Here is a 24,892-nt window from a genome sequence, read left to right as displayed (position 1 = left end):
TAATCATGCTCCTTGGGCATGGGGCGAGGTCTCTGCGGCCGGGCTCGAAGGCTCGGACGGGCTCGGGTGAGCGGGCCGTCCTTCGGTGGCCGGTTCGGCGGCGGAGGTCCCGCCCTTGCGTGCCCGCCAGGCGGCACGCAGCATTTCGTGCCACCGCGGGCGCTTGCGCGGCGGAACATGGTCCACACCGCCCGGCGACCACGGATTGCACCGCAGGATGCGCCAGGCCGTGAGTGCCGTGCCCTTGACGGCTCCGTGCCGGTCGATGGCCGTGTAGCCGTAGTGGGAACACGACGGGTAGTACTTGCAGACCGGCCCCAGCAGCGGACTGATCGTCCACTGATAGAGCTTGATCAGAGCCAGCAGCGGGTACTTCATCGCGCGCCCCCTCCCAGTAGCCGCGCCAGGGCGGCGTCCAGGTCTCGGGCCAGGTGTGCATGGTCGGCGTCACCCGCACCGGGCAGCGCTCGTACGACTACCAGGCTACCGGGGGGCAACAGGTCGATCCGGTCGCGCATCAGATGGCGAAGCCTGCGCTTCACCTTGTTGCGCACGACCGCACCACCCACGGCTTTGCTCACGACGAAACCCGCACGTGTCGGGGGAGCGCTCTCCCCAGGCGCGTGCGGGTCCGTGGCACCGCTTCGAAGGTGGACGACGAGGGCCGGGCGGCCGGCCCGGCGGCCCCGTCGTACCGCGGTCGCGAAGTCCTCGCGCCGCCTCAGCCGGTTCTCGGTGGGCAGCACGACGTCATGACCTGACCGGGATCAGGCGGACAGACGGGCGCGACCCTTGCTGCGGCGGGTCGCGAGAATCGCGCGGCCGGCACGGGTACGCATACGCAGCCGGAAGCCGTGGGTCTTCGCGCGGCGACGGTTGTTCGGCTGGAAGGTGCGCTTGCTCACTCGGGGGCTCCAGAAAGAATCGGGTGTTGGCGGGGTGCCGTCCTGGCTGTCACCGTGCGCCCACGAGTAGCTCGCGTTACGCCCGAGTGCACCGCTTTTCGATCACCTTGGACGTGACCTGTGCCCATCGGAGGCAGGCGGCAGCAGCCATCGACAACTCGACCTGGTTACGGTACGTGCGACTGCGCCATTCGGTCAAACCAGCGGTGACCGGGAGACACTTGTCCACAGGCTGGGGACAACAACTTGAACCCTACCCGCCGCGCTGACTACCGTGACTGAACTCCGATTCGTTCCCTTATCCCTGCCCCACCCGAGTTTCATCCCGACCCGTCCCCGAATCACACGTTCGAGGGACTCGTGAGAGAGCGTGCCCTGTGGCTGACGTACCTGCCGATCTTGCCGCAGTGTGGCCACGCGTACTGGAGCAACTCCTCGGAGAAGGCCGCGGGCAGGGCGTCGAGTCGAAGGACGAGCACTGGATCCGTCGCTGCCAGCCGCTCGCGCTGGTCGCCGACACCGCCCTGCTCGCCGTACCGAACGAATTTGCGAAGGGCGTACTGGAGGGCCGCCTGGCCCCGGTCGTCAGCGAGACCCTGAGCCGCGAATGCGGCCGCCCGATCCGCATCGCGATCACCGTCGACGACACCGCGGGCGAACCCGCCGGTCCTGCCCCACAGGCACCCCAGGCCCCCCAGGCGCCGCCGTCCCGCCCCCAGCCCCGCTACGAGGAGCCCGAGCTCCCCGCGCCCGGCCATGGGAGCCGCGAGGACTACCGCGACGGGTACGAGGGCTACGACCGCGGCCGCGCCGACCAGCTCCCGACCGCACGGCCGGCCTACCCGCAGGAGTACCAGCGCCCCGAGCCCGGCTCCTGGCCCCGGCCGGCCCAGCAGGAGGACTACGGCTGGCAGCAGCAGCGCCTCGGCTTCCCGGAACGGGACCCCTACGCCTCCCCGTCGCAGGAGCCGTACGGCCAGGAGCCGCCGCCACCGCCGTACTCCCACGACCCCCACGCCCCGTACCAGCAGCAGGACTACCGGCCGCAGCCCCCGGAGCGCCCGTCGTACGACTCTCCGCGCGGTGAGTACGAACAGTCCCGGAGCGACTACGACAAGCCCCGCGCCGACTACGAGCAGTCCCGTGGCGAGTACGACGGTCCGCGCGGCGACTACGACCAGCCGCGAAGCGACTACGATCAGCAGCGCGGCGACTACGACCAGCGCGGCCCCCGCCGGGACCTGCCCGAGCCGCCGGCCGGATCCGGTCACGTCCACCGCGGCGGCCCCGTGGGCCCCGGCCCCGCCACCGGGGCACCCGGACCGCTGGCCGCACAGCCGGCGCCGGCGACCGGACCCGGCGAGCCGACCGCGCGCCTGAACCCGAAGTACCTCTTCGACACCTTCGTCATCGGGGCCTCCAACCGCTTCGCCCACGCGGCGGCCGTCGCGGTCGCGGAAGCACCCGCGAAGGCCTACAACCCTCTGTTCATCTACGGGGAGTCGGGGCTCGGCAAGACCCACCTCCTGCACGCCATCGGGCACTACGCGCGCAGCCTCTACCCCGGCACGCGCGTGCGCTACGTGAGCTCGGAGGAGTTCACCAACGAGTTCATCAACTCCATCCGCGACGGCAAGGGCGACAGCTTCCGCAAGCGCTACCGCGAGATGGACATCCTGCTGGTCGACGACATCCAGTTCCTCGCGGACAAGGAGTCGACGCAGGAGGAGTTCTTCCACACGTTCAACACCCTGCACAACGCCAACAAGCAGATCGTGCTCTCCAGCGACCGGCCGCCCAAGCAGCTGGTGACGCTGGAGGACCGGCTCCGCAACCGCTTCGAGTGGGGGCTGATCACCGACGTCCAGCCGCCGGAGCTGGAGACCCGGATCGCGATCCTGCGCAAGAAGGCGGTGCAGGAGCAGCTCAACGCCCCGCCGGAGGTGCTGGAGTTCATCGCCTCGCGGATCTCGCGCAACATCCGCGAGCTGGAGGGCGCCCTGATCCGGGTGACGGCGTTCGCGTCGCTCAACCGGCAGCCGGTCGACCTGGGCCTGACGGAGATCGTCCTCAAGGATCTGATCCCCGGCGGCGAGGACTCCACTCCGGAGATCACCTCGACGGCCATCATGAGCGAGACCGCCGACTACTTCGGCCTCACGGTGGAGGACCTGTGCGGCAGCTCGCGCGGTCGCCAGCTCGTGACGGCCCGGCAGATCGCCATGTACCTGTGCCGCGAGCTGACGGACCTCTCACTCCCCAAGATCGGCGCGCTCTTCGGCGGCCGGGACCACACCACGGTGATGCACGCCGATCGCAAGATCCGCAATCTGATGGCCGAGCGGCGCTCGATCTACAACCAGGTGACCGAGCTGACCAACCGCATCAAGAACGGCTGACGGCCACCGGCCGCCGGCGCCGGCCACGCAGGCGCCCTCGGGACTTCCGGGGGCGCCTTTCGCATGCCCCTCGGCTTCCCTCCCGGGCTGCCGACCGCGCCTTCTCGGGGCCCCTCGATGCCTCCCGGTGCCTCTCAGAGGCCGTCCTGGGCCGTTCTGAGGCGCCCAGGGCCTCCCCGGCGCCTCCCCAGGACACTCCTCGGGCTCCCCCCCCCGGCTCGTACGGGCGTCCTGTCCGCTGTTCGAATACCTGCCGGGTTACGGCCGTCCTCCACAGATTGGGCCAGTTTTTTCCGTCCACACCTTGGGGACTGGGAAGTTGTCCCGATCCCGTCCACAGGCCAGGCTGGTGAGGGATCATCAGGGCAGGTCAGCTCCCTGTGGATTCGTGGACGAAGGATCTCCACAGGCTGTGGACGACGAAATGATCCACAGGCTGTGCATTCAGTTGTCCACGGGCAACCCACAGGCTGGAGCCGGTTGTCCCCAGCGATCCCCAGCTTCTCCACATGTCTGTCCACTGTTCGGCAACGCGACGCGCCCCGTCACCGCGTCGAGTGAAAGGCGTCACACGAGGCTGCCTGGTTGGGCTGTGGGAAACGTGGGTAAAGCTGGGGACGGCTCTGGGGAGAAGTCGCCTCTCCCTGTGCACGGTGTGTGCAGAACTTTCTGTTCTCCACAGACGAGCCTGGTTGTCCACGGGCTCCGCCCACAGGGCCCGTGGACAAAATTCATGCTCTGACCTGGGCAAACGGGGTTATCCACGGTATCCACAGGCCCTACTACTACTGACGACTAGAGAGAGAGCGGAATTCGTTTCGAAGCGGGTCCTGTGCACAACTCGCCCTCTCGAGCCCGACCGCCCCTCGTCACGACTTGACCCCGAACGGCACCTACTGTCAGTGGGGTGCGTCAGACTGGTCCCCGGTGTTCTGCCCCTCACAGCGGCGGACGACACCGGTCAGACGACGAAGGCGAAGCAGGGCGAGCAGCGCCGGCAACAGCAGGAGGCGGCAACAGTGAAGATCCGGGTGGAACGCGACGTACTCGCGGAGGCAGTGGCCTGGGCGGCTCGCAGCCTCCCGGCCCGTCCGCCGGCGCCGGTCCTCGCGGGCCTGCTGCTGAAGGCCGAGGAGGGACAGCTGAGCCTGTCGGGCTTCGACTACGAGGTCTCGGCGCGGGTGTCCGTGGAGGCGGAGATCGAGGAGGAGGGCACGGTCCTCGTCTCCGGTCGCCTGCTCGCCGACATCTCCCGGGCCCTGCCCAACCGGCCGGTGGAGATTTCCACAGACGGTGTACGGGCGACGGTGGTCTGCGGCTCCTCGCGGTTCACCCTCCACACCCTGCCGGTGGAGGAGTACCCGGCGCTGCCGCAGATGCCGGAGGCGACCGGCACCGTCCCCGGCGAGGTCTTCGCCTCGGCCGTGCAGCAGGTGGCGATCGCCGCGGGCCGCGACGACACGCTGCCCGTCCTGACCGGTGTGCGCATCGAGATCGAGGGCGACTCGGTCACGCTGGCCTCCACCGACCGCTACCGCTTCGCGGTCCGCGAGTTCCTGTGGAAGCCGGAGAACCCGGACATCTCCGCGGTCGCCCTGGTGCCCGCCAAGACGCTCCAGGACACCGCCAAGGCGCTGACCAGCGGTGACCAGGTGATCCTGGCGCTGTCCGGCTCGGGCGCGGGCGAGGGCCTGATCGGTTTCGAGGGCGCGGGCCGCCGGACGACGACGCGTCTGCTGGAGGGCGACCTCCCGAAGTACAAGACGCTGTTCCCGACGGAGTTCAACAGCGTCGCGGTGATCGAGACCGCCCCGTTCGTGGAGGCCGTGAAGCGCGTGGCCCTGGTCGCCGAGCGCAACACCCCCGTGCGGCTCAGCTTCGAGCAGGGCGTGCTCATCCTGGAGGCCGGCTCCAGCGACGACGCACAGGCTGTGGAAAGGGTCGACGCGCAGCTGGAGGGCGACGACATCTCGATCGCCTTCAACCCGACCTTCCTGCTGGACGGTCTGAGCGCGATCGACTCCCCGGTGGCCCAGCTGTCCTTCACGACGTCCACCAAGCCGGCGCTGCTCAGTGGCAAGCCCGCGGTGGACGCCGAGGCGGACGAGGCCTACAAGTACCTGATCATGCCGGTGCGGCTGAGCGGCTGAGTCCACAGGCGGTCGCTGCCGGCCGGTGGCGCCGTCGGTGGCTGTCCACAGGGTGGGGAAGAATCCGCAGGTGGGGGCGTACGTCTGAGCGCGTATGCCCACAGCTGTGCACGGGCGTCCGGGTTTAGGCTCGACGCGGGTACGAAAGTGCCGCGGCACGCATCCGGCGGGTTCGGAGGTGCCGCCTTGCCACCTCGCACACCTAAGGAACGCAACTGATGGAGCTCGGTCTCGTCGGCCTCGGCAAGATGGGCGGCAACATGCGCGAGCGGATCCGCCGCGCGGGCCACACCGTCGTCGGATACGACCGCAATCCGGACCTCGCCGACGTCCACAGCCTGGAAGAGCTTGTGGGCAAGCTCAGCGCCCCGCGCGCGGTGTGGGTGATGGTCCCGGCCGGCGAGGCCACCCAGGCCACCGTCGACCGGCTCGGCGAGCTGCTGGAGCCCGGTGACGTCGTTGTGGACGGCGGCAACTCCCGCTGGACGGACGACGAGAAGCACGCCGAGGAGCTGGCGGCCAAGGGCATAGGCTTCGTGGACTGCGGCGTCTCCGGCGGCGTGTGGGGCCTGGAGAACGGCTACGCGCTGATGTACGGCGGCGACGCGGAGAACGTCGCCAGGGTGCAGCCGGTCTTCGACGCCCTCAAGCCCGAGGGCGACTTCGGTGCCGTGCACGCCGGCAAGGTCGGCGCGGGCCACTTCGCGAAGATGGTCCACAACGGCATCGAGTACGCGATGATGCAGGCCTACGCCGAGGGCTGGGAGCTGCTGGAGAAGGTCGACTCCGTGGAGAACGTCCGCGAGGTCTTCCGCTCCTGGCAGGAGGGCACGGTGATCCGCTCCTGGCTGCTGGACCTGGCGGTCAACGCGCTCGACGACGACGAGCACCTGGACGGGCTCCGGGGTTATGCACAGGACTCCGGTGAGGGACGCTGGACTGTGGAGGCGGCGATCGACAACGCGGTGCCGCTGCCCGCGATCACGGCCTCCCTCTTCGCGCGGTTCGCGTCCCGCCAGGACGACTCGCCGCAGATGAAGATGATCGCCGCGCTGCGCAATCAGTTCGGCGGCCACGCGGTCGAGAAGAAGTAAGCAGCACCCGAAGGTCAACGCCCGAGGGTCCACATCCGAAGGCTGGGGAGGTCGGCGCACGACCATGCACGTCACGCATCTGTCGCTGGCCGACTTCCGTTCGTACGCCCGGGTCGAGGTGCCCCTGGACCCGGGCGTCACCGCTTTCGTCGGCCCGAACGGGCAGGGCAAGACGAACCTGGTCGAGGCGGTCGGCTACCTCGCCACCCTCGGCAGCCACCGGGTCTCCTCCGACGCCCCCCTGGTGCGCATGGGCGCCGAGCGGGCCGTGGTCCGCGCCCAGGTCCGCCAGGGCGAGCGGCAGCAGCTGATCGAGCTGGAGCTGAACCCGGGCAGGGCCAATCGCGCCCGCATCAACAGGTCCTCGCAGGTGAGACCGCGCGACGTGCTCGGCATCGTGCGCACCGTGCTGTTCGCGCCGGAGGACCTCGCGCTGGTCAAGGGCGACCCCGGGGAGCGGCGGCGGTTCCTGGACGAGCTGATCACCGCCCGTTCGCCGCGGATGGCCGGGGTGCGTTCCGACTACGACCGGGTCCTCAAGCAGCGCAACACCCTGCTGAAGTCGGCCGCGCTCGCCCGCCGGCACGGTGGCCGCACGCTGGACCTGTCCACGCTCGACGTCTGGGACCAGCACCTCGCGCGCGCGGGCGCCGAACTGCTCGCCCAGCGTCTGGACCTGATCGCGGCCGTGCAGCCGCTGGCCGACAAGGCGTACGAGCAGCTGGCCCCGGGTGGCGGCCCCCTCGCCCTGGAGTACAAGCCGTCGGCGCCCGGCGAGGCCCACACGCGCGAAGACCTGTACGAGCAGCTGATGGCGGCGCTCGCCGAGGCGCGCAAGCAGGAGATCGAACGGGGCGTCACCCTGGTCGGTCCGCACCGGGACGACCTGCTGCTCAAGCTCGGCTCGCTGCCCGCCAAGGGCTACGCCTCCCACGGCGAGTCGTGGTCGTACGCGCTCGCGCTGCGGCTGGCCTCCTTCGACCTGCTGCGGGCCGAGGGCAACGAGCCGGTGCTGGTCCTGGACGACGTCTTCGCCGAGCTGGACGCCCGGCGCCGGGAGCGGCTGGCGGAGCTGGTGGCCCCCGGTGAGCAGGTGCTGGTGACGGCCGCGGTCGACGACGACGTACCGCATGTGCTGGCGGGGGCGCGGTTCGCGGTGGCGGAGGGCACGGTGGAGCGCGCGTGAGCGCCGACGAGCCGGCTGCCGGGGGCGCACCGAACCGCCCTGCGGACAAGACGGGCGGGAGCGGCCCGGAGCCGTCCGGCGTCGACCTCGCGCGCGTGGCGCTCAGGGCGGCGCGGGAGGCGGCACGCGCGCGTGGGGACGCGGCGCAGCAGAAGAAGCAGGCGCGCCGCGGTGGTCTGCGCTCCGGCGCCCGCGCCGACGGCCGCGACCCGATGGCGCTGGGTTCGGCGATCAACCGGCTGATCACCGAGCGCGGCTGGGAGACACCGGCCGCGGTGGGCGGGGTCATGGGCCGCTGGCCGCAGATCGTCGGCGAGGACGTGGCGAAGCACTGCGTGCCGGAGCGGTACGACGAGGACGAGCGGGTGCTGGTGGTGCGCTGCGACTCGACGGCCTGGGCGACGAACCTGCGGCTGCTCGCGCCGACGCTGGTGGCCCGGCTCAACGAGGACCTGGGGCACGGGTCGGTACGGATGATCAAGGTCCTGGGACCCGGTGGTCCGGGCGGTCCCGGCCGGCGCTACGGGCCGTTGCGGGCGCCGGGCAGTCAGGGGCCGGGCGACACCTACGGGTGAGGCGGGGGCCGGTCTGGCGCCCCGTCAGTGATGCGTGATGTACCTCACAGAAATTGCCGCCGACGGTCGGTGTGAACCGTCGGCGCGCGCTGTTCCGTACCACCGTGCGCGGAGCCGGATCGGGATCTGACTCCCAAGTAGCAAAGGGTTGACGCCTCAAAGCGCTGAGTGCCGTTGTGAGCCTCTTGAGGCCCCCTTCCGCATATCGGGAGTCGGACAAGGCTCGTTCAGGGCGGCACATGCGGACTCAGGTACCGGCAAACCCCCATCAGTGTCAGTGGTACCGGTAGAATGGGAGAGAATCCCGCCCCGAACGTGGGGACCGTCCGGGACTAGCTGAGCAACGCTGATCAAGGCTTACCAACGCAACATGCCGCAGCCGCTCCGGCAACCTGCCGACGAGCCCGGCTCGTGGTGTGCCAGAAAGGGCGCTTCGTGGCCGATTCCGGCAACCCCAACGAGAACAACCCGTCCACCGACACCGGCGTGAACGACACGGTGAGCACCTCGCACGGCGAGGTGCCCGCGTCGTACGACGCCAGTGCCATCACCGTCCTCGAGGGTCTGGACGCGGTCCGCAAGCGACCCGGTATGTACATCGGATCGACGGGTGAACGCGGTCTGCACCACCTGGTGCAGGAGGTCGTGGACAACTCCGTCGACGAGGCGCTGGCCGGTCACGCGGACACGATCGACGTGACCATCCTCGCCGACGGCGGTGTCCGGGTCGTCGACAACGGCCGCGGCATCCCGGTGGGCATCGTGCCCTCCGAGGGGAAGCCCGCCGTCGAGGTCGTGCTGACCGTGCTGCACGCGGGCGGCAAGTTCGGCGGCGGCGGCTACGCGGTCTCGGGCGGTCTGCACGGCGTGGGCGTCTCCGTCGTCAACGCTCTTTCCACGCGGGTCGCGGTGGAGGTCAAGACCGACGGCTACCGCTGGACGCAGGAGTACAAGCTGGGCGTCCCCACGGCGTCGCTCGCCCGGCACGAGGCCACCGAGGAGACCGGCACCACGGTCACCTTCTGGGCCGACGGCGACATCTTCGAGACCACCGACTACTCCTTCGAGACGCTCTCCCGGCGCTTCCAGGAGATGGCCTTCCTCAACAAGGGCCTGAAGATCAACCTCACCGACGAGCGCGAGTCGGCGAAGGCCACCGCCGGCGCGGACGAGGCGGGCGAGGACGAGAAGCACGAGGTCAAGAGCGTCTCGTACCACTACGAGGGCGGCATCGTCGACTTCGTGACGTACCTCAACTCCCGCAAGGGAGAGCTGGTGCACCCCACCGTGATCGACCTCGAGGCCGAGGACAAGGACAAGAACCTGTCCCTCGAGGTCGCGATGCAGTGGAACGGCGGCTACACCGAGGGCGTGTACTCGTTCGCCAACATCATCCACACGCACGAGGGCGGCACGCACGAGGAGGGCTTCCGCGCGGCGCTCACCTCGCTGATCAACAAGTACGCGCGCGACAAGAAGCTGCTGCGCGAGAAGGACGACAACCTCACGGGTGACGACATCCGCGAGGGTCTGACGGCGATCATCTCGGTGAAGCTGAGCGAGCCCCAGTTCGAGGGCCAGACCAAGACGAAGCTGGGCAACACCGAGGTGAAGACCTTCGTCCAGAAGGTCGTCTACGAGCACCTGACGGACTGGCTCGACCGCAACCCCAACGAGGCCGCGGACATCATCCGCAAGGGCATCCAGGCGGCCCACGCGCGCGTGGCGGCCCGCAAGGCGCGCGACCTGACGCGCCGCAAGGGCCTGCTGGAGTCGGCGTCGCTGCCGGGCAAGCTGTCCGACTGCCAGTCGAACGACCCGACCAAGTGCGAGATCTTCATCGTCGAGGGCGACTCCGCCGGCGGCTCCGCCAAGTCCGGCCGGAACCCGCAGTACCAGGCGATCCTCCCGATCCGCGGCAAGATCCTCAACGTGGAGAAGGCCCGCATCGACCGGATCCTGCAGAACCAGGAGATCCAGGCGATGATCTCCGCGTTCGGCACCGGTGTGCACGAGGACTTCGACATCGAGAAGCTCCGCTATCACAAGATCATCCTGATGGCGGACGCCGACGTCGACGGCCAGCACATCAACACCCTGCTGCTGACCTTCCTGTTCCGCTTCATGCGGCCGCTGGTCGAGTCCGGGCACGTCTACCTGTCCCGCCCGCCGCTGTACAAGATCAAGTGGGGCCGGGACGACTTCGAGTACGCGTACTCCGACCGCGAGCGCGACGCGCTGATCGAGATGGGCCGCCAGGCCGGCAAGCGCATCCGCGAGGACTCGGTCCAGCGCTTCAAGGGCCTCGGCGAGATGAACGCCGAGGAGCTGCGCATCACGACCATGGACCAGGAGCACCGCGTGCTCGGCCAGGTCACGCTCGACGACGCCGCGCAGGCGGACGACCTGTTCTCGGTGCTGATGGGCGAGGACGTCGAGGCCCGGCGCGCGTTCATCCAGCGCAACGCCAAGGACGTCCGCTTCCTCGACATCTGAGTCGGTCTCGGCTGACCGCACCAGGAAGGACCTTCACCAGCAATGACCGACGAGAACACCCCTGTGACGACGCCCGAGGGTGACGCCCTCGCCATGCGTGTCGAGCCCGTCGGGCTCGAGACGGAGATGCAGCGCTCCTACCTCGACTACGCGATGTCCGTCATCGTCTCGCGTGCGCTGCCCGACGTCCGCGACGGCCTCAAGCCCGTGCACCGGCGCGTGCTGTACGCCATGTACGACGGCGGCTACCGCCCCGAGCGCGGCTTCTACAAGTGCGCCCGCGTCGTCGGCGACGTCATGGGCAACTACCACCCGCACGGCGACTCCTCCATCTACGACGCCCTGGTCCGCCTCGCGCAGCCCTGGTCGATGCGGATGCCACTGGTCGACTCCAACGGCAACTTCGGCTCGCCGGGCAACGACCCGGCGGCGGCCATGCGGTACACCGAGTGCAAGATGGCGCCGCTGTCGATGGAGATGGTCCGCGACATCGACGAGGAGACCGTCGACTTCACGGACAACTACGACGGCCGCTCCCAGGAGCCGACCGTCCTGCCCGCCCGCTTCCCGAACCTGCTGATCAACGGCTCGGCGGGCATCGCGGTCGGCATGGCGACCAACATCCCGCCGCACAACCTGCGCGAGGTCGCGGCCGGCGCCCAGTGGTACCTGGAGAACTACGAGGCCTCGCACGAGGAGCTCCTCGACGCGCTGATCGAGCGCATCAAGGGCCCCGACTTCCCGACCGGCGCCCTGGTGGTGGGCCGCAAGGGCATCGAGGAGGCCTACCGCACGGGCCGCGGCTCGATCACCATGCGCGCGGTCGTCGAGGTCGAGGAGATCCAGAACCGCCAGTGCCTGGTGGTCACGGAGCTGCCCTACCAGGTCAACCCGGACAACCTCGCGCAGAAGATCGCCGACCTGGTGAAGGACGGCAAGATCGGCGGCATCGCCGACGTCCGCGACGAGACGTCCTCCCGCACCGGCCAGCGCCTGGTCATCGTCCTCAAGCGGGACGCGGTCGCCAAGGTCGTCCTGAACAACCTGTACAAGCACACCGACCTGCAGACCAACTTCGGCGCCAACATGCTGGCCCTGGTCGACGGCGTGCCGCGCACCCTGTCCCTGGACGCGTTCATCCGCCACTGGGTGAACCACCAGATCGAGGTCATCGTCCGCCGTACGCGCTTCCGGCTGCGCAAGGCGGAGGAGCGGGCGCACATCCTGCGCGGCCTGCTCAAGGCCCTGGACGCCATCGACGAGGTCATCGCGCTGATCCGGCGCAGTGAGACCGTCGAGATCGCGCGCGGCGGCCTGATGGACCTCCTGGAGATCGACGAGATCCAGGCCAACGCGATCCTGGAGATGCAGCTGCGGCGCCTGGCGGCCCTGGAGCGGCAGAAGATCGTCCGGGAGCACGACGAGCTGCAGGCGAAGATCAACGAGTACAACGAGATCCTCGCCTCGCCCGTCCGCCAGCGCGGGATCGTCAGCGAGGAGCTGACCGCGCTCGTCGAGAAGTACGGCGACGACCGCAAGACGAAGCTGATCCCGTACGAGGGCGACATGTCCATCGAGGACCTGATCGCCGAGGAGGACATCGTCGTCACGGTCACGCGTGGCGGTTACATCAAGCGCACCAAGACCGACGACTACCGGGCGCAGAAGCGCGGCGGCAAGGGCGTGCGCGGCACGAAGCTCAAGGAAGACGACATCGTCAACCACTTCTTCGTGTCCACCACCCACCACTGGCTGCTGTTCTTCACCAACAAGGGCCGCGTCTACCGGGCCAAGGCCTACGAGCTGCCGGACGCCGGCCGGGACGCGCGCGGTCAGCACGTGGCGAACCTGCTGGCCTTCCAGCCGGACGAGACGATCGCCCAGATCCGCGCGATCCGCGACTACGAGGCGACGCCGTACCTGGTCCTGGCCACCAAGGCGGGTCTGGTGAAGAAGACGCCGCTGAAGGACTACGACTCGCCGCGTTCGGGCGGCGTCATCGCCATCAACCTGCGGGAGCAGCCGGACGGCAGTGACGACGAACTGATCGGAGCCGAGCTGGTCTCGGCCGAGGACGATCTGCTGCTGATCAGCAAGAAGGCGCAGTCGATCAGGTTCACCGCGTCGGACGACACGCTGCGTCCGATGGGACGCGCCACCTCGGGCGTCAAGGGCATGAGTTTCCGCGAAGGGGACGAGCTGCTCTCGATGAATGTTGTTCGAGCCGGTACGTTCGTGTTCACTGCCACCGACGGCGGTTACGCGAAGCGGACCTCCGTCGACGAGTACCGCGTCCAGGGTCGTGGTGGCCTCGGCATCAAGGCCGCCAAGATCGTCGAGGACCGCGGGGAGCTCGTGGGCGCGCTGGTGGTCGAGGAGAACGACGAGATCCTCGCCATCACACTCTCGGGCGGTGTGATTCGTACGCGAGTCAACGGGGTCAGGGAGACCGGCCGTGACACCATGGGCGTTCAACTGATCAATCTGGGCAAGCGCGATGCCGTCGTCGGCATCGCACGCAACGCCGAGGCGGGACGCGAGGCGGAGGAGGTCGACGGCGATGTGGCCGTCGACGAGACCGCCGAGGGTGCCGCGACCACCGGCACGGACGAGGGTGAGGTGCCCTCGGCCGAGTAGCACGAGGAGAGAGTCATCGTGAGCGGAGCCACGGGCGCCGGATCGGCCGGTACCCCCACGGGTACGGAAACGGGCGGCGGCGGCCGTGGCTCCGCCGCGCGTGCGACGGATTCGCACACGACTCAACTGCGCAAGATCGACGACGGAGCGACCGACTCGCACTCGGGGAGCTCGTCCTCAACGCATGGATCCCAGGGGGGAACTGTGACGGACACCCGAGGCCAGCGGACTCAGCAGGCGGCCTCGCCGCTGCCGGGAGAACGGCAGCCACAGCAGCCCGGCGGGCCCTACCACCCGCCGCAGGCCTACCAGACCCAGGGCGGCAACGCGTCCGCCGTGCGCCGCCCGCGCACCGGCGCCCGCACCACGCCCCGCGTCCGCAAGGCCCGCCTGCGCGTGTCGAAGGCGGACCCGTGGTCGGTGATGAAGGTCAGCTTCCTGCTCTCCATCGCGCTCGGCATCTGCACCATCGTCGCGTCCGCCGTGCTGTGGATGGTCATGGACGCCATGGGCGTCTTCTCGACGGTCGGCGGCACGATCTCCGAGGCCACCGGCTCCAACGAGTCCAACGGCTTCGACCTGCAATCCTTCCTGTCGCTGCCCAACGTGCTGATGTTCACCACGGTCATCGCGGTCATCGACGTCGTCCTCGCGACGGCCCTGGCGACCCTCGGCGCGTTCATCTACAACCTCTCCGCCGGCTTCGTCGGCGGTGTGGAGCTGACGCTCGCCGAGGACGAGTGAACGGCGAGCCGGCCGCGCTCGTCAGCCGCGCGACAACCGATTTTGGGACTGCCCGCCTCGTGCGCTAATCTTCAGGAGTCAGCGCGCGGGACATACACCGCAGAGCGCGGCGGGGCTATAGCTCAGTTGGTTAGAGCGCATCCCTGATAAGGATGAGGCCACAGGTTCAAATCCTGTTAGCCCCACCAGCATGAAGACCCCCAGCCGGATCCGGTTGGGGGTCTTTGCCGTGGCGGTGGGGTTCGTGAGCGGGGCGCGTGGTGTTCGGTCAGGTCGTGGCCAGCCGTGCCAGGCCCCACAGGATGATCAGGTCGAGGGTCATCACGCTGATCGACCACAGGGGGTAGTACGGGATGAACATGAACTGGGTCACCAGACTGATCGCGGCGATCGTCAACCCGGCCCCGCGGCCCCAGGGCACGGTTCGCAGCAGTGCCGCGCCCGCGATCACCAGTGCGACGCCCACGACGAGGTGGATCCAGCCCCAGCTGGTCAGGTCGAACCGGTACTCGTAGTGCCGCGGCACCCCGAAAAGGCGGTCCTTGGCGATGCCCGCGATGCCCTGGAGAATGCTCAGCACTCCGCTGAGGAGGAGCGGCACACCGAAGTACCTCATCGGTCCGGCCGACAAGCCGTCGTTTCGGGCGCCTCTGGTCTCCTGTCGTGCTCCATGAGGCATGTCCACCATGACCTTGCAACCCTTCGTCTTGGGGCGGTCGTCACCGCACCTCACGGCGCGGGTGGGAAGCGAACGCATCCGTCACGGTCACAGCGTCACCCCGGAGCAGCCGCCCGGCGAGCGCACGGGGGCATACGGGTCGTTCCTGCCGCGTGGTGCGGGGCGGCGGCGCGTGGGCAGGAAAAAACCCGACCGCTGGCGACGGGGGATGCGCCAGCGGTCGGGCTGTGGCCAAGGCTAACAAGGCCGGGTGTCCGGTGGGTGCCGACTGGTCGGTCGGTCACGATGATGTGACGGGGATCACGTAGGCGTCGTGAGAGTCAGTGGCCGCACGGCGACTCGTAGTCCAGGCGCGGCAGGTACTCGTGCCACTTCTCCTCGGTCAGCACACCTCGCGTGGCGGAGCAGATGCGGTCGATGGCGTCGTCCACGCCCAGGCTCCACAACCGGACGGTGTCCGTGCCGCTGGAGACCCCGAGCATGTGGCGTACGGGGCTGAAGGAGAGGAAGCTGCCGGTCTTGGCGTTGGGGCTCATCGCCTGGCCGATGGGGTTGGCCTCGGCGGGGGCGGAGACGCTCCACAGTCGGACCGTGTTGTCGTTGGCACCGCTGGCCAGGGTGGCGCCGTCCCGGCTGAACGTCAGCGACACCACCGAGTCGGTGTGGCCGGCCAGCGTGGCCTCGGGCCCGGACGCCCTGCCCGGCTCGGTGACGTCCCACAGCCGGACCGTGCCGTCGTCGCTGCCGCTGGCCAGGGTGTGGCCGTCGGGGCTGTAGGCGAGGATGTTGACGGGCCCGAGGTGCCCGGTGCGGGGCGCGCCGAGACGGGTGGGGTGCGCGGGGTCGGTGACGTCCCACAGGCGTACGGCGTCGTCGGCGCCGCCGCTGGCCAGGGTGTGGCCGTCCGGGCTGAACGCGAGGGTGTTGACGTATCCCGTGTGGCCGGCGAGCGGCTTGCCCAGCCGACGGGGGTGGGACGGGTCGCCGGTGTCCCACAACTGGATGGTGCGGTCGTCGTGCGCCGTGGCCAGGGTGTGGCCGTCCGGGCTGAAGGCCAGGGTGTCGGGGCCCGCGTAGCGGGTGTTCAGCGCCACGGGCGGCCCGTGGGACCTGGGCCGGGCCGGGTCCGTGACGTCCCACAGCTGCAGCGAGCTGCCTCCGGCGAGCACCGCGAGCGTGTCGCCGTCCGGGGAGAAGACCAGCGACCGAATGTCGCCCTCCCCCGGCCTGAAGGGGGCGCTCAGCGACACGGGCCGGGCCGGGTCGGTCACGTTCCACAGCCTGACCCTGCCGTCGCGGGCCGCCGTGGCCAGAACGTGCCCGTCCGGACGGAAGGCACCGATGCGGCCGATCATGTCCGACGTCGGCAGCGACCACAGGCGCACCTTGCTGTCGCCGCTGCCGGTGGCGAGGGTGCGGCCGTCGGGGCTGAAGCCGAGGGCGTACATCTCGCCGCTGCCTCCGGCGAGGGGCACGCCGACCTGTGAGGGGTAGGCCGGGTCGCTGACGTTCCACAGGCTCGCCGTGCTGTCCGCGCTGCTCACGGCGAGCATGGCGCCGTCGGGGCTGAAGGCCACCGCCCAGATGGGGCCGGTGTGACCGGTGAGCGGTGCCCCGGCCGGCCTGGCCCGGGCGGGGTCGGTGACGTCCCAGAGCCGGACCGTGTCGTCCGCGCTGCCGCTGGCGAGGGTGCGGCCGTCGGGGCTGAAGGCCACGGAGTGGATCAGGCCGCTGTGGCCGGTGAGCGGTTCCCCGACGGGCTTCGCCCCCGCCGGGTCGGTGACGTCCCAGAGGTGGACCTTGTCGTCGTCGCCGCCGGCGGCGAGCATGCGGCCGTCCGGACTGAAGGCCACCGAGCGCACCGCCGCGGTGGGGCCGGTCAGGGTGTCGAGCGCCTTGGGGGCGCGCGGGTCGGCCACGTTCCACAGGCGTACGGCGTGGTCGTCGTGGGCGGAGGCCAGGGTGTGGCCGTCGGGGCTGAACGCGAGCAGGTAGACGGTGCCGCCGCGGCCGGCCAGCGGGGCGCCGAGCGGACGCGGCCGGCTCGGGTCCCGTACGTCCCACAGCCGGATCGTGCCGTCGTCCGAGGCGCTGGCGAGGGTGTGGCCGTCGGGGCTGAAGACCGCGGTGCTCACCCAGCTGGTGTGCCCGGTGAGGGGCTTGCCGAGCTGCTTGGGACGGGCGGGGTCCGAGACGTCCCAGAGCCGGACGGTGCGGTCGTAGCTGGCCGTCGCCAGGATTCTCCCGTCGGGGCTGAAGGAGGTGAGGTAGACGGCGCCCGTGTGGCCGAGGAGCGGGGTGGCCAGGGGAGCGTTCACGATCGAGATCAGCCGGTTCCTGACGTCCTCGTCGTCCGGCCGCAGACGGTGTGCCGCGAGGTCGAGCTGGGCCGACAGCGACGGGTCCGTGTCCTGGACCCGGTCCGCCTCGGCGACCACCTGCTCGAACACGGCGTCGTTGCGCTGCTGCCAGGCGAGCACCGCGGAACCGACGGCCACCAGGGCCAGGACGACCACCACCGAGACCGCGGCGCGACTGATCATGACGGTGCGCCGGCGCAGCCTGACCGCGGCGGCCAGGAACTCCACCGCGCTGCGGGTCAGCAGGGTGTCCTCGGCCGACTTCGCCCAGCCGCTGGCCTGCGCCAGCCGGGAACCCCGGTAGAGCAGCGCGGAGTCGCGGTCCGACTCCTCCCAGGCCAGACCGTCCTCCTCCAGCCGCTGCCGCAGCAGGTTCCCGGCGCGGTCCTCGTCGATCCAGTCGCGCAGCCGGGGCCAGGCGTGCAGCAGCGCCTCGTGGGTGATCTCGACGGTTTCCGCGTCGAGCGTCACCAGCCGGGCCCGCACCAGGGCCTCGAGGGACTCCTCGGTCTTGCCGGGGTCCCCCGACTCCTCGGCCAGCCGGCGCCGCGTACTGCGCCTGCGGGTGGCCTGGGTGTCCTCGCTCAGCCGGACCAGCCTGAGCAGCAGCAGCCGCGCGGCCGTGCGGGCCGCCGGATCCAGGCCGGACCAGGCGCGCTCGGCGGTCGCGGCCACCGCGCCCTGGATGCCGCCGGCCGCGCGGTACCCGGCCAGGGTGAGGCGGCCCGCCTTGCGGCGCTGCCAGGTGGCGAGCAGGGCGTGGGAGAGGAGCGGCAGCACGCCCGCGTCGTGCGCTCCGTTCGGGCCGTCGGTGCTCACCTCGCGGATGATCAGCTCGGCGAGTCCCGGTTCGAGTTCCATGCCCACGGCCCTGGCGGGAGCGGTCACCGCCTCGCGCAGTTCCGCTGTGGTCAGCGGCCCGAGCACCATGTGCCGGTGCTGGAGGGCGTCGGCCAGTTCCGGGTAGCGCAGGCACCGGTCGTAGAAGTCGGCGCGTACGCCCAGCGTCACGAGCACCGGGGCCGGGTCCCCGTCGGGCCCGGGCACGCACGCCGCCTGGAGCAGCCGGATGAACACACGCCGGTCCGTCTCGTCGGCGCAGAGCGTGAACAGCTCCTCGAACTGGTCGACGATGACGACCGGACGGTCCGGGGGTGGGGGCGGGGGCGAGGGGGGTGGGAGTGCGGGGGGTGTGGTGCCGGTTCGGCTGCCGGGGGCTGCTTGGTCGTTTCGGCTGTCGGTGTCCGCAAGGTCGTCCCGGCCGTCCTGGCTGTCCCGGTCGCCCCGGTCGCCCCGGTCGCCCTGGTCGTCCAACGTGTCGCTGTGCCGATTCGGGTCGGCCGAGGTGTCCGGCGGGGCCGAGTCGCCTGCCCGGTTCGAGCTGTCCGAGCTGTCCGAGGTGCCCGTTCGGGCCGATCCCGCTGGTCCTTCGGGGTCGCCCGGCCTGCCGGAGCCGCTCGGTCGATCCGGGCCCTCCGGGACGCCGGACCCGTTTCCGTCCTCCGGGGACGCCGCCCAGGTCGCGAAGGCCGCTCTGGCGGCGTCGTCGGCGCGTGGGGTGTCCGTGGGTCGGGCCCCGGCGGTGCCCGGCTCCGCGGCCGGCGTCCTCTGCGTCACCGCTTCCCGCACGGCGCCGACGACGGGCGTGAGCTGCGGCACCAGGCGGGTCAGTTCCCCGATCGGGTCGGCCCCCGGCACGAGCTGGAGCACCCGCCGGGGCGTACCGTCCCCGGCGTCCGGGGCGCCGGCGCGAAGGGCGGGCACCAGGCCGGCGTTCAACAGGGAGGACTTCCCTGCCCCCGAGGCGCCCACCAGCATGACCAGGCCGCCCGTGTCCCGCGTCGCGTCGAGCTGGGCGACGAGGGCCCGCGTGCTCCGCTCCCGCCCGAAGAACCAGCCGGCGTCCTGCCTGCGGTAGGCGGCAAGCCCTCGGTACGGGCAGACCCCGCCGGGCGTGGCCGCGGCCTCGGCGGCGGGCTGCTCCTCGGCCGCGGGCGGCGCGGGGCGTTCCCCGTTCGGGTCGGCCAGCGCCCGCTCCCACAGGCGCTGCCACTGGGCCAGGTCGTACAGCCCCGCGGAGACCGGTACCGGTCGCGCGCGCCGCGCCTGCGGTATGAGGACGTGCAGGACCGCCGCGAGGGCGGGGAACTGGGCGGGCACGTTCTTGGCGCGCCGCCAGTCGCTGATCCGCTGGGCGGAGACCCGTACGGGGCGTCCTCGCTCGTCGACCCGCTGGAGCCGGACGACGGCTTCGGACACACGTTTGAGGGGAGGATTGCCGGCCTCCCTGTACAGCAGTGCGAGGCGTTCTGCGAAGGCCGTGCGTGCCCCTGAGTCGAAACTCAAGGCCTCCACTCCTTACTTCCCCCGCCATCTGGACGTCCGGACCGGAAAACTCACTCTATACGGCTGACCTGCGGCTACAGCGGGTCCAGGAGCCCGGAGCCTCCCCGGCGGTGACCACGGATGGCAGGATCGCGTCGCAGTGGCGAGGCGGCTTCGCGGAACCCGGACAGGTCAGCGGCTCGGTGCTCACAGAGCCACGCCGTGGGGCCCGCATGTTCTCGGTCAGCTTTCGGCGGTCGGTCCCTCCGGGACCCGTCCCGGCCCGCCACCGCACGCGAGAGCGGCGCCGGCATGGTTTGGCACCGGTCCCCACGAGGGGAGGGACCGGGGCCAAACCATGCCGACGCGTACCGCGTACCGACGTACCCGGGGGCGAGACGGTCCGTGCCGTCAGTCGCCGGCGGCCGGCCCGCGGTGAGGACGGCGGGCGGGCGGGACCAGCAGATCGCGCTCGGGGTGCTTCTCACCGGTGACGCGGCCCCGGATGCCGAGATCGGCCCTGGCGTCCTCGTGGAAGGCGTTGATGGCGCGGAAGGCGGCCCGGTGCCGCTCCCGCCACTCCTCCAGAGTGCCCTCGACCCGGCCGGTCGCCTGCCAGTCGATCTCGGCGAGCAGCACGTTCAGCTCGTGCCCGGACTCGATGGCTTCGTCCCCGCCGAGCAGCATGACCCGCTCGAAGGCGGATCCCCACCGGCGGCTCGCCTCCGCCAGGTCGTCGCGGAGATCCTCCTCGCTCCGGTGGCTCTCGCGCAGTCCCTTCCGCATCTCGTACAGCGGCACACAGGCGGCGATCCGCATCTTGGCGGCGTCGACGTACTCCCCGTAGGCGTCGACCTTCTTGTCGTCCCACCGCGTCAGCAGCTGGTGGCGGTTCCTGCTCCGCTCCATCAGGAAGTTCGTGACGTGCGTGGTCAGCGCGCCGAGCAGCACCGCCGCGATCGTCACGAGTTGCTCGCCGGTCCCCAAACCGTCCCCCCAGTCCCCACCGCGCATGCCGCACCCGTGCGCCGCACCCGCACGCCGCACCCGTGCGCCGCATCCGCCCCCGCACTCCGCGGGAGTGCCGGACGATGATGATCTTATGAGCGTCTGGGGGTGACTGGCCAACAGGCCTGCGTGTACGGCGGGTTCACCGCACCGATCCGTGGGAAGGCAGGTCGTGAAGGCTTCGACACCGACCGCCGCTGGAGTGCGCATGAGGATCTCCCTCGACCCCGAGCAGTGTTACGGCTCCGGCGACTGCGTCCACCGGGCCCCGTCCGTGTTCACCACGGTGGACGGCCTGGGCGCCGTCATACCGGGCCGTGAGCACGACGTCGACGCTCCACGCGTGCGCGAGGCGGCCGAGGGATGCCCGTCCGCCGCGATCACCATCATCCGCACGGACACGGAAGAGGCCCGGGGCTGAGCGGCCGGGGCGAACCGGGCGCTGCCCTTGGCGAGGCCCTGGCCGGCCTCGCCGTCCGGTACGTGCGGCAGGGCCCCGGCACCCTCGGAAAGGCGGCCCTCGCCGAGCGCCTGCTCAATCCGTACCTGCGCGAGCACCCCCGCCGGGCCGTCGTCGAAGCGCCGCGCGCCGGTGGCCGGTTCGCCGTGGACACGCAGGACCTCATCCAGCGGTACCTGTATCTGTTCGGCGCCTGGGAACCGCACCTGACGGGCTGGCTGCGGAGTCGGCTGAGGCCCGGGGACGGATTCGTCGACGTCGGGGCCAACATCGGGGTCTTCAGCGTCCTGGCGGCCCGGCTCGTCGGCGACCGGGGCCGGGTCGTCGCGGTCGAGGCGTCCCCGGACCTGCACCGCCACCTGCTGCGGAACCTCCGGCTCAACGGCCTCGACACCGTCCGCGCGCTCAACGCCGCCGTGTCGGACCGCCCCAGGACGCTGACCTTCACGCTCGCCAGCTCACGGAACACCGGCGCGAACAGCATCGTTCCGTACGACGGTCCGGTGGAGTCCCGCTTCGAGGCGGAGGCCCGGCCGCTGCCGGAACTCCTCGACCCGGCGGAGATCGCGGCCGCCCGGGTGATCAAGATCGATGTGGAGGGCGCGGAGGGGAGCGTCGTGCGCGGTCTCGCCCCCATGCTGGGCGCGCTGCGACCCGACGCGGAGATCACGGTCGAGGTGGCGCCCGAGCGCATGGCCCGGCTCGGGGACCGGGTCGACGATCTGCTGGGGGTGATGCGCGCGGCCGGGTTCCACGTCTACCGGCTGGCCAACGACTACGCCCCCGGGAGCTACCCGGAGGCGCTGCGCGGCGCGCCCCGTGCGCCGGTCCGCTGGCGCGGGCCGGTGACCGGGGAGAGCGACCTGATCTTCTCCCGGGTCGACGCGGAGCGGCTGCCCTGAACGGCCGCCACCCCGGACGCCCGCCCTGCCGCCCGCATCGCGCCGTCCGGCCGTGTCCGTTCCACCGCCCACATGCCGCAGCCCGGATGCCCGTTCTACCGCCCACATGCCGCAGCCCGGACGCCCGTTCTACCGCCCACACGCCGCAGCCCGGACGCCCGCTCTACCGCCCACATGCCGCAGCCCGGGTGCCCGTTCCGCCGCCCGCACGCCGCAGCGCCGCCGTCCGCTCTACCGTCCGCCCTCCGGCAGTCGCCACCCGAAGGACGCCAGAGCCCGAGCCCTGGCCTCCACCACCGCCATCCGGGCATCGCGTTCGGCGGGTTCCACATGGGATGCCTGGCCGGTCTCCTGGCCCTCCCACTTGCGGTACAGAAGGCCCACCTCCTCCGAGAACCACCCCCGGCTCACGGCGTTGAGCGCCAGCAGCAGGCCGGTGTCCTCGGACGCGGGCAGGGCCATCCAGCCGCCGAGGGCGAGCAGCAGCTCCCGCCGCACCAGGAGGGTCGCCGGGTGGACCTGGGCGCGAAAGCCGTTGGCCTTCCAGTAGTCGAGGACCTCCCCGCGCTCGATCGGCCCGTGCGCCGGGTCGCCGGGGAAGCCGGCCGTCGAACCGTCCGGCAGGAGGTCCAGGACCCGTGAGGTCGCCCACCCGATCGACGGGTCGGCCTCCAGGGCGGCCAGGTCGCGCGCCAGCGCACCCGGGGCCAGCCGGTCGTCGGCGTCCAGCACCTTCACGCAGGCGCCGTCCGCGTGCGCCAGGGCCATTGTGCGGGTCACCCCGGGGCCGCCCTGCCGGCCGGGGCGCCCCTGGTGGAAGACGACCCGCGGATCGTCGGGCACGTACGGCCGGACGTCCTGCGTACGGCCGTCCTCCTGGATCACCCAGCGCCATTCCCAGCCGTCGGGCAGCTCCTGGGCGCACAGGGAGGCGTGGGCCTCGGGCAGGAAGGGGGCGGAGGGGCCGTGGACGGCCGTGACGATGACGATGCGCCGGTTCACGGCGGCACTCACCACCTTTCCAGACGGGTCGTGAAGCGCAGTTCGGTGCGGTCGCCGGGCAGCGTGACGAAGGAGACCTCCACCACCCGGCCCCCGGTGTCGTACGAGGTCTTGCGGAGCAGGATCACCGACGTGCCCGGCGGCAGGTCCAGCGCCTCGGCCTCCTCCGGCGTCGGCGGGCGGGCGGTGAAACGCTCCTCCACGCGGTCCAGTTCGATCCCCACCGTGTGGAGCTGGTGCTGGGTGCCGCCCGGCCAGGGCTCCTTGGTCTCGTCCAGGAGCCCGGGGTTGGCCGCGATCATGTCGCGGACGAGGTAGGAGGTCACGAGGCTGAAGGGGGCGCGCTCGGCCGAGTAACGGGTGCGGAAGACGCGCCGCAGGAGCACGGTGCCCTCGGGGACGCCGAAGACGTCGGCCAGTTCCCCGGACGCCTCCTGTTCGCGGTACTCGGCGTGGAAGACGAGGTCGTCGGCGCGCAGGCCCGTGTCGTGCTCCGTGGCGCCGGTCTCGGCCCGCGCGGCGAGCGGCCGGCGGGCCCGGTCCTTCTCCCACTGGTGCCGGAGGTTGTCGCGCACCGCCGGGGTACGGGGGCGCCGGACGAAGGTGCCGAGCCCGTGCCGCCTGTCGATCAGGCCCTCGTCGCTCAGCAGCCGGAGCGCGTTCTGCACGGTGGGCACGCTGCGCCGGTAGTGGAGGGCGAGGTCCGCCTCCGAGGGCAGCCGGTCGCCCGGCTCGCGCTCGCCCGACCGGATCGAGCGGCGGAGATCGTCGGCGATCACTTCATAGGCCTTGGGCACGGTCGCAGGCTACAACTCCTCAAGAGGTCTTGAAGAGTGGGGCCCGGTCGAGGCGGGGATCGGGCCGGGGCGGCCGGTGGGCGCGGGGTCCCGCGCGTTCTGTGCCCACACACGGCGGCGGCCCGGCTGCTCTGTCGAGCCGCCGGGCCGTTTCTCGCGTGTGGTGCGGTACGCAGATCGCCGTTGCGTCGGGGTCGGGGGTGGCTCGGTCCGCTCAGCGTTGGAGCGGGATGGTGTGCTGGGCCGGGGGCTCGGCGGCGGTGCCGTCGCACGGGAGGCCGACGACCGAGGCGGCGGCCGCGGCGGAGGCACCGGCGCGCGGGTGGTGGCGGCAGCTGGGTGCCGCGCCGTGCGCCTCGGCACGGATGCGCTGCTTCATCGTGGGGGGCAGGGAACCGGTTCGGGTCCGGGGCAGGTGGACGGTGGCCGCGGGTGCCGCCTCGGGGGTGGCGCTCTCGGTGTTGCTGTGCGATCCGGTCTGCGGTACGGCCGCGGCGGCCGTCGTCGTGACGAATCCGAGCGCCGTGCACAGCGCGAGGAAGGCGGTGACGATGCTGGTCCACAGCGTCAGGACCTTGTTCCGGGCCATGGCCCCTCACTTTCGGGTTGGGCGATTTGCGTACTTTCCTCATGATGTGTATGAGGGCCGCGAAGTGGTGGACCTGAGCCCGTGGCGCGTCGATGTTCAGATGAACACCACCCGTTTGGTCGCAAAGGGATAGAAAAGGTGCGCAGACGGGAGGGAGGCGGACAAAAGTCACGCCGCGTGAGGGTGTGATCACCCTCCGGTCGGAACGATTTCGTCCACTTCTATCGGGGTCCGGCGACGGGCAGTTGACCACCGGCGCAGGTCACCGATCGGTATCGACCGGTGTGTATAGTCGGGCGCCAGAGGTCCCCTACGTCAAGGAAAGACGAGGTCGCGCGGTGAAGAAGCTTCTCCTGGTCGCACTGGCCGCCATCGGCGGGCTCCTCGTGTACCGCCAGATCCAGGCGGATCGCGCCGAGCAGGATCTGTGGACGGAGGCGACTGACTCCGTGCCCACGGGTTCGTGAGTACGACCGACATCCGGTCCTGAGCAGACCCCGGCCGTCAAACGGTCGGGGTTTTGTGTTGCCCTGAGGGGGCAGATCCGCCCGGGGCGGGCGGCGACGGAGCGACTGAGCCGGTGG

General features: G+C 70.9%; 20 protein-coding genes and 1 tRNA gene. 12 read left to right on the top strand and 9 right to left on the bottom strand.

Going from position 1 to position 24,892, the window contains the following annotated elements:
* Positions 1–3 precede the first annotated feature (3 nt).
* The 3 genes from yidD to rpmH are packed head-to-tail and all read right to left on the bottom strand — an operon-like array spanning position 4 to position 905.
* On the bottom strand, positions 4–378 hold the full coding sequence (yidD, locus tag D1J63_RS18380; protein WP_031039985.1) for a membrane protein insertion efficiency factor YidD: 375 nt from the start codon (positions 376–378) through the stop codon (positions 4–6).
* Positions 375–746 carry a ribonuclease P protein component gene (gene rnpA, locus D1J63_RS18375; protein WP_125630049.1) on the bottom strand — a complete coding sequence of 124 codons (372 nt, stop codon included), beginning with the start codon at positions 744–746 and terminating at the stop codon, positions 375–377. Before rnpA ends, yidD begins: the two co-directional genes overlap by 4 nt.
* A 21-nt stretch (positions 747–767) precedes the next feature.
* A complete protein-coding gene (gene rpmH / locus D1J63_RS18370) occupies positions 768–905 on the bottom strand; it encodes a 50S ribosomal protein L34 (protein WP_003975051.1) in 138 nt (45 codons plus the stop codon).
* Between the two features lie 377 nt (positions 906–1,282).
* Here rpmH and dnaA point away from each other — a divergent pair, with 377 nt between their 5' ends.
* From dnaA to D1J63_RS18320, 9 genes are all read left to right on the top strand, one after another.
* Positions 1,283–3,304, top strand: coding sequence for a chromosomal replication initiator protein DnaA (dnaA, locus tag D1J63_RS18365; RefSeq protein WP_125630047.1), 2,022 nt, complete (start codon positions 1,283–1,285; stop codon positions 3,302–3,304).
* A 1,019-nt stretch (positions 3,305–4,323) separates the two neighbouring features.
* Complete coding sequence (dnaN, locus tag D1J63_RS18355; protein ID WP_030403061.1) at positions 4,324–5,454, top strand: DNA polymerase III subunit beta; 1,131 nt, start codon at positions 4,324–4,326, stop codon at positions 5,452–5,454.
* A gap of 218 nt (positions 5,455–5,672) precedes the next feature.
* Entirely contained in the window at positions 5,673–6,548 is an 876-nt protein-coding gene (gnd, locus tag D1J63_RS18350) for a phosphogluconate dehydrogenase (NAD(+)-dependent, decarboxylating) (protein WP_125630045.1), read from the top strand.
* Positions 6,549–6,612: 64 nt separating this feature from the next.
* Positions 6,613–7,734 (top strand): DNA replication/repair protein RecF, encoded by a 1,122-nt coding sequence (gene recF / locus D1J63_RS18345; protein ID WP_102931184.1) that lies wholly within the window; start codon positions 6,613–6,615, stop codon positions 7,732–7,734.
* Positions 7,731–8,309, top strand: a complete 579-nt coding sequence (locus D1J63_RS18340; RefSeq protein WP_240798641.1) for a DUF721 domain-containing protein — start codon at positions 7,731–7,733, stop codon at positions 8,307–8,309. The genes recF and D1J63_RS18340 overlap by 4 nt, the downstream gene beginning before the upstream one ends.
* A gap of 435 nt (positions 8,310–8,744) precedes the next feature.
* Positions 8,745–10,805, top strand: coding sequence for a DNA topoisomerase (ATP-hydrolyzing) subunit B (gyrB, locus tag D1J63_RS18335; protein WP_176154591.1), 2,061 nt, complete (start codon positions 8,745–8,747; stop codon positions 10,803–10,805).
* A gap of 42 nt (positions 10,806–10,847) precedes the next feature.
* Positions 10,848–13,442 carry a DNA gyrase subunit A gene (gyrA, locus tag D1J63_RS18330; protein ID WP_125630043.1) on the top strand — a complete coding sequence of 865 codons (2,595 nt, stop codon included), beginning with the start codon at positions 10,848–10,850 and terminating at the stop codon, positions 13,440–13,442.
* 18 nt (positions 13,443–13,460) lie between these two features.
* Positions 13,461–14,186, top strand: coding sequence for a DUF3566 domain-containing protein (locus D1J63_RS18325; RefSeq protein WP_164712878.1), 726 nt, complete (start codon positions 13,461–13,463; stop codon positions 14,184–14,186).
* A gap of 111 nt (positions 14,187–14,297) precedes the next feature.
* A tRNA-Ile gene (locus D1J63_RS18320) sits at positions 14,298–14,374 on the top strand.
* An 80-nt stretch (positions 14,375–14,454) separates the two neighbouring features.
* Here D1J63_RS18320 and D1J63_RS18315 read toward each other — a convergent pair.
* The 3 genes from D1J63_RS18315 to D1J63_RS18305 all read right to left on the bottom strand — a co-directional run bounded on the left by D1J63_RS18315 (position 14,455) and on the right by D1J63_RS18305 (position 20,516).
* Positions 14,455–14,787, bottom strand: coding sequence for a hypothetical protein (locus tag D1J63_RS18315; RefSeq protein ID WP_240798642.1), 333 nt, complete (start codon positions 14,785–14,787; stop codon positions 14,455–14,457).
* Positions 14,788–15,185: 398 nt separating this feature from the next.
* Positions 15,186–19,580: a hypothetical protein gene (locus D1J63_RS18310; protein WP_125630039.1), complete on the bottom strand. Its 4,395-nt coding sequence runs from the start codon at positions 19,578–19,580 to the stop codon at positions 15,186–15,188.
* 381 nt (positions 19,581–19,961) lie between these two features.
* Entirely contained in the window at positions 19,962–20,516 is a 555-nt protein-coding gene (locus tag D1J63_RS18305) for a hypothetical protein (RefSeq protein ID WP_164712876.1), read from the bottom strand.
* Between the two features lie 250 nt (positions 20,517–20,766).
* Between D1J63_RS18305 and D1J63_RS18300 the strand changes: the two genes are divergently transcribed.
* A complete protein-coding gene (locus tag D1J63_RS18300; RefSeq protein WP_102931179.1) occupies positions 20,767–20,979 on the top strand; it encodes a ferredoxin in 213 nt (70 codons plus the stop codon).
* A gap of 62 nt (positions 20,980–21,041) precedes the next feature.
* Positions 21,042–21,920 carry an FkbM family methyltransferase gene (locus D1J63_RS18295; RefSeq protein ID WP_125630034.1) on the top strand — a complete coding sequence of 293 codons (879 nt, stop codon included), beginning with the start codon at positions 21,042–21,044 and terminating at the stop codon, positions 21,918–21,920.
* A 231-nt stretch (positions 21,921–22,151) separates the two neighbouring features.
* On the opposite strand, the gene D1J63_RS18290 is transcribed toward D1J63_RS18295, so the two are convergent.
* From D1J63_RS18290 to D1J63_RS18280, 3 genes are all read right to left on the bottom strand, one after another.
* Positions 22,152–22,922, bottom strand: a complete 771-nt coding sequence (locus D1J63_RS18290; RefSeq protein ID WP_125630032.1) for a glycosyltransferase family 2 protein — start codon at positions 22,920–22,922, stop codon at positions 22,152–22,154.
* Positions 22,923–22,930: 8 nt separating this feature from the next.
* The gene (locus D1J63_RS18285) at positions 22,931–23,719 is read right to left on the bottom strand and encodes a GntR family transcriptional regulator (RefSeq protein ID WP_125630030.1); all 789 of its coding nucleotides are present in this window, start codon (positions 23,717–23,719) and stop codon (positions 22,931–22,933) included.
* A gap of 214 nt (positions 23,720–23,933) precedes the next feature.
* Entirely contained in the window at positions 23,934–24,308 is a 375-nt protein-coding gene (locus D1J63_RS18280; protein ID WP_125630029.1) for a DUF6344 domain-containing protein, read from the bottom strand.
* Positions 24,309–24,646: 338 nt separating this feature from the next.
* On the opposite strand from D1J63_RS18280, the gene D1J63_RS37235 reads away from it, so the two are divergent.
* Positions 24,647–24,775, top strand: a complete 129-nt coding sequence (locus D1J63_RS37235; protein WP_003999697.1) for a DLW-39 family protein — start codon at positions 24,647–24,649, stop codon at positions 24,773–24,775.
* The last annotated feature ends 117 nt before the right edge of the window (positions 24,776–24,892 follow it).

Source organism: Streptomyces sp. KPB2 (assembly GCF_003950055.1).
Lineage (GTDB): Bacteria > Actinomycetota > Actinomycetes > Streptomycetales > Streptomycetaceae > Streptomyces > Streptomyces salinarius.
The sequence above is the reverse complement of the archived record's forward strand: the minus strand, read 5'-3'. Positions and strand labels throughout refer to the sequence as shown.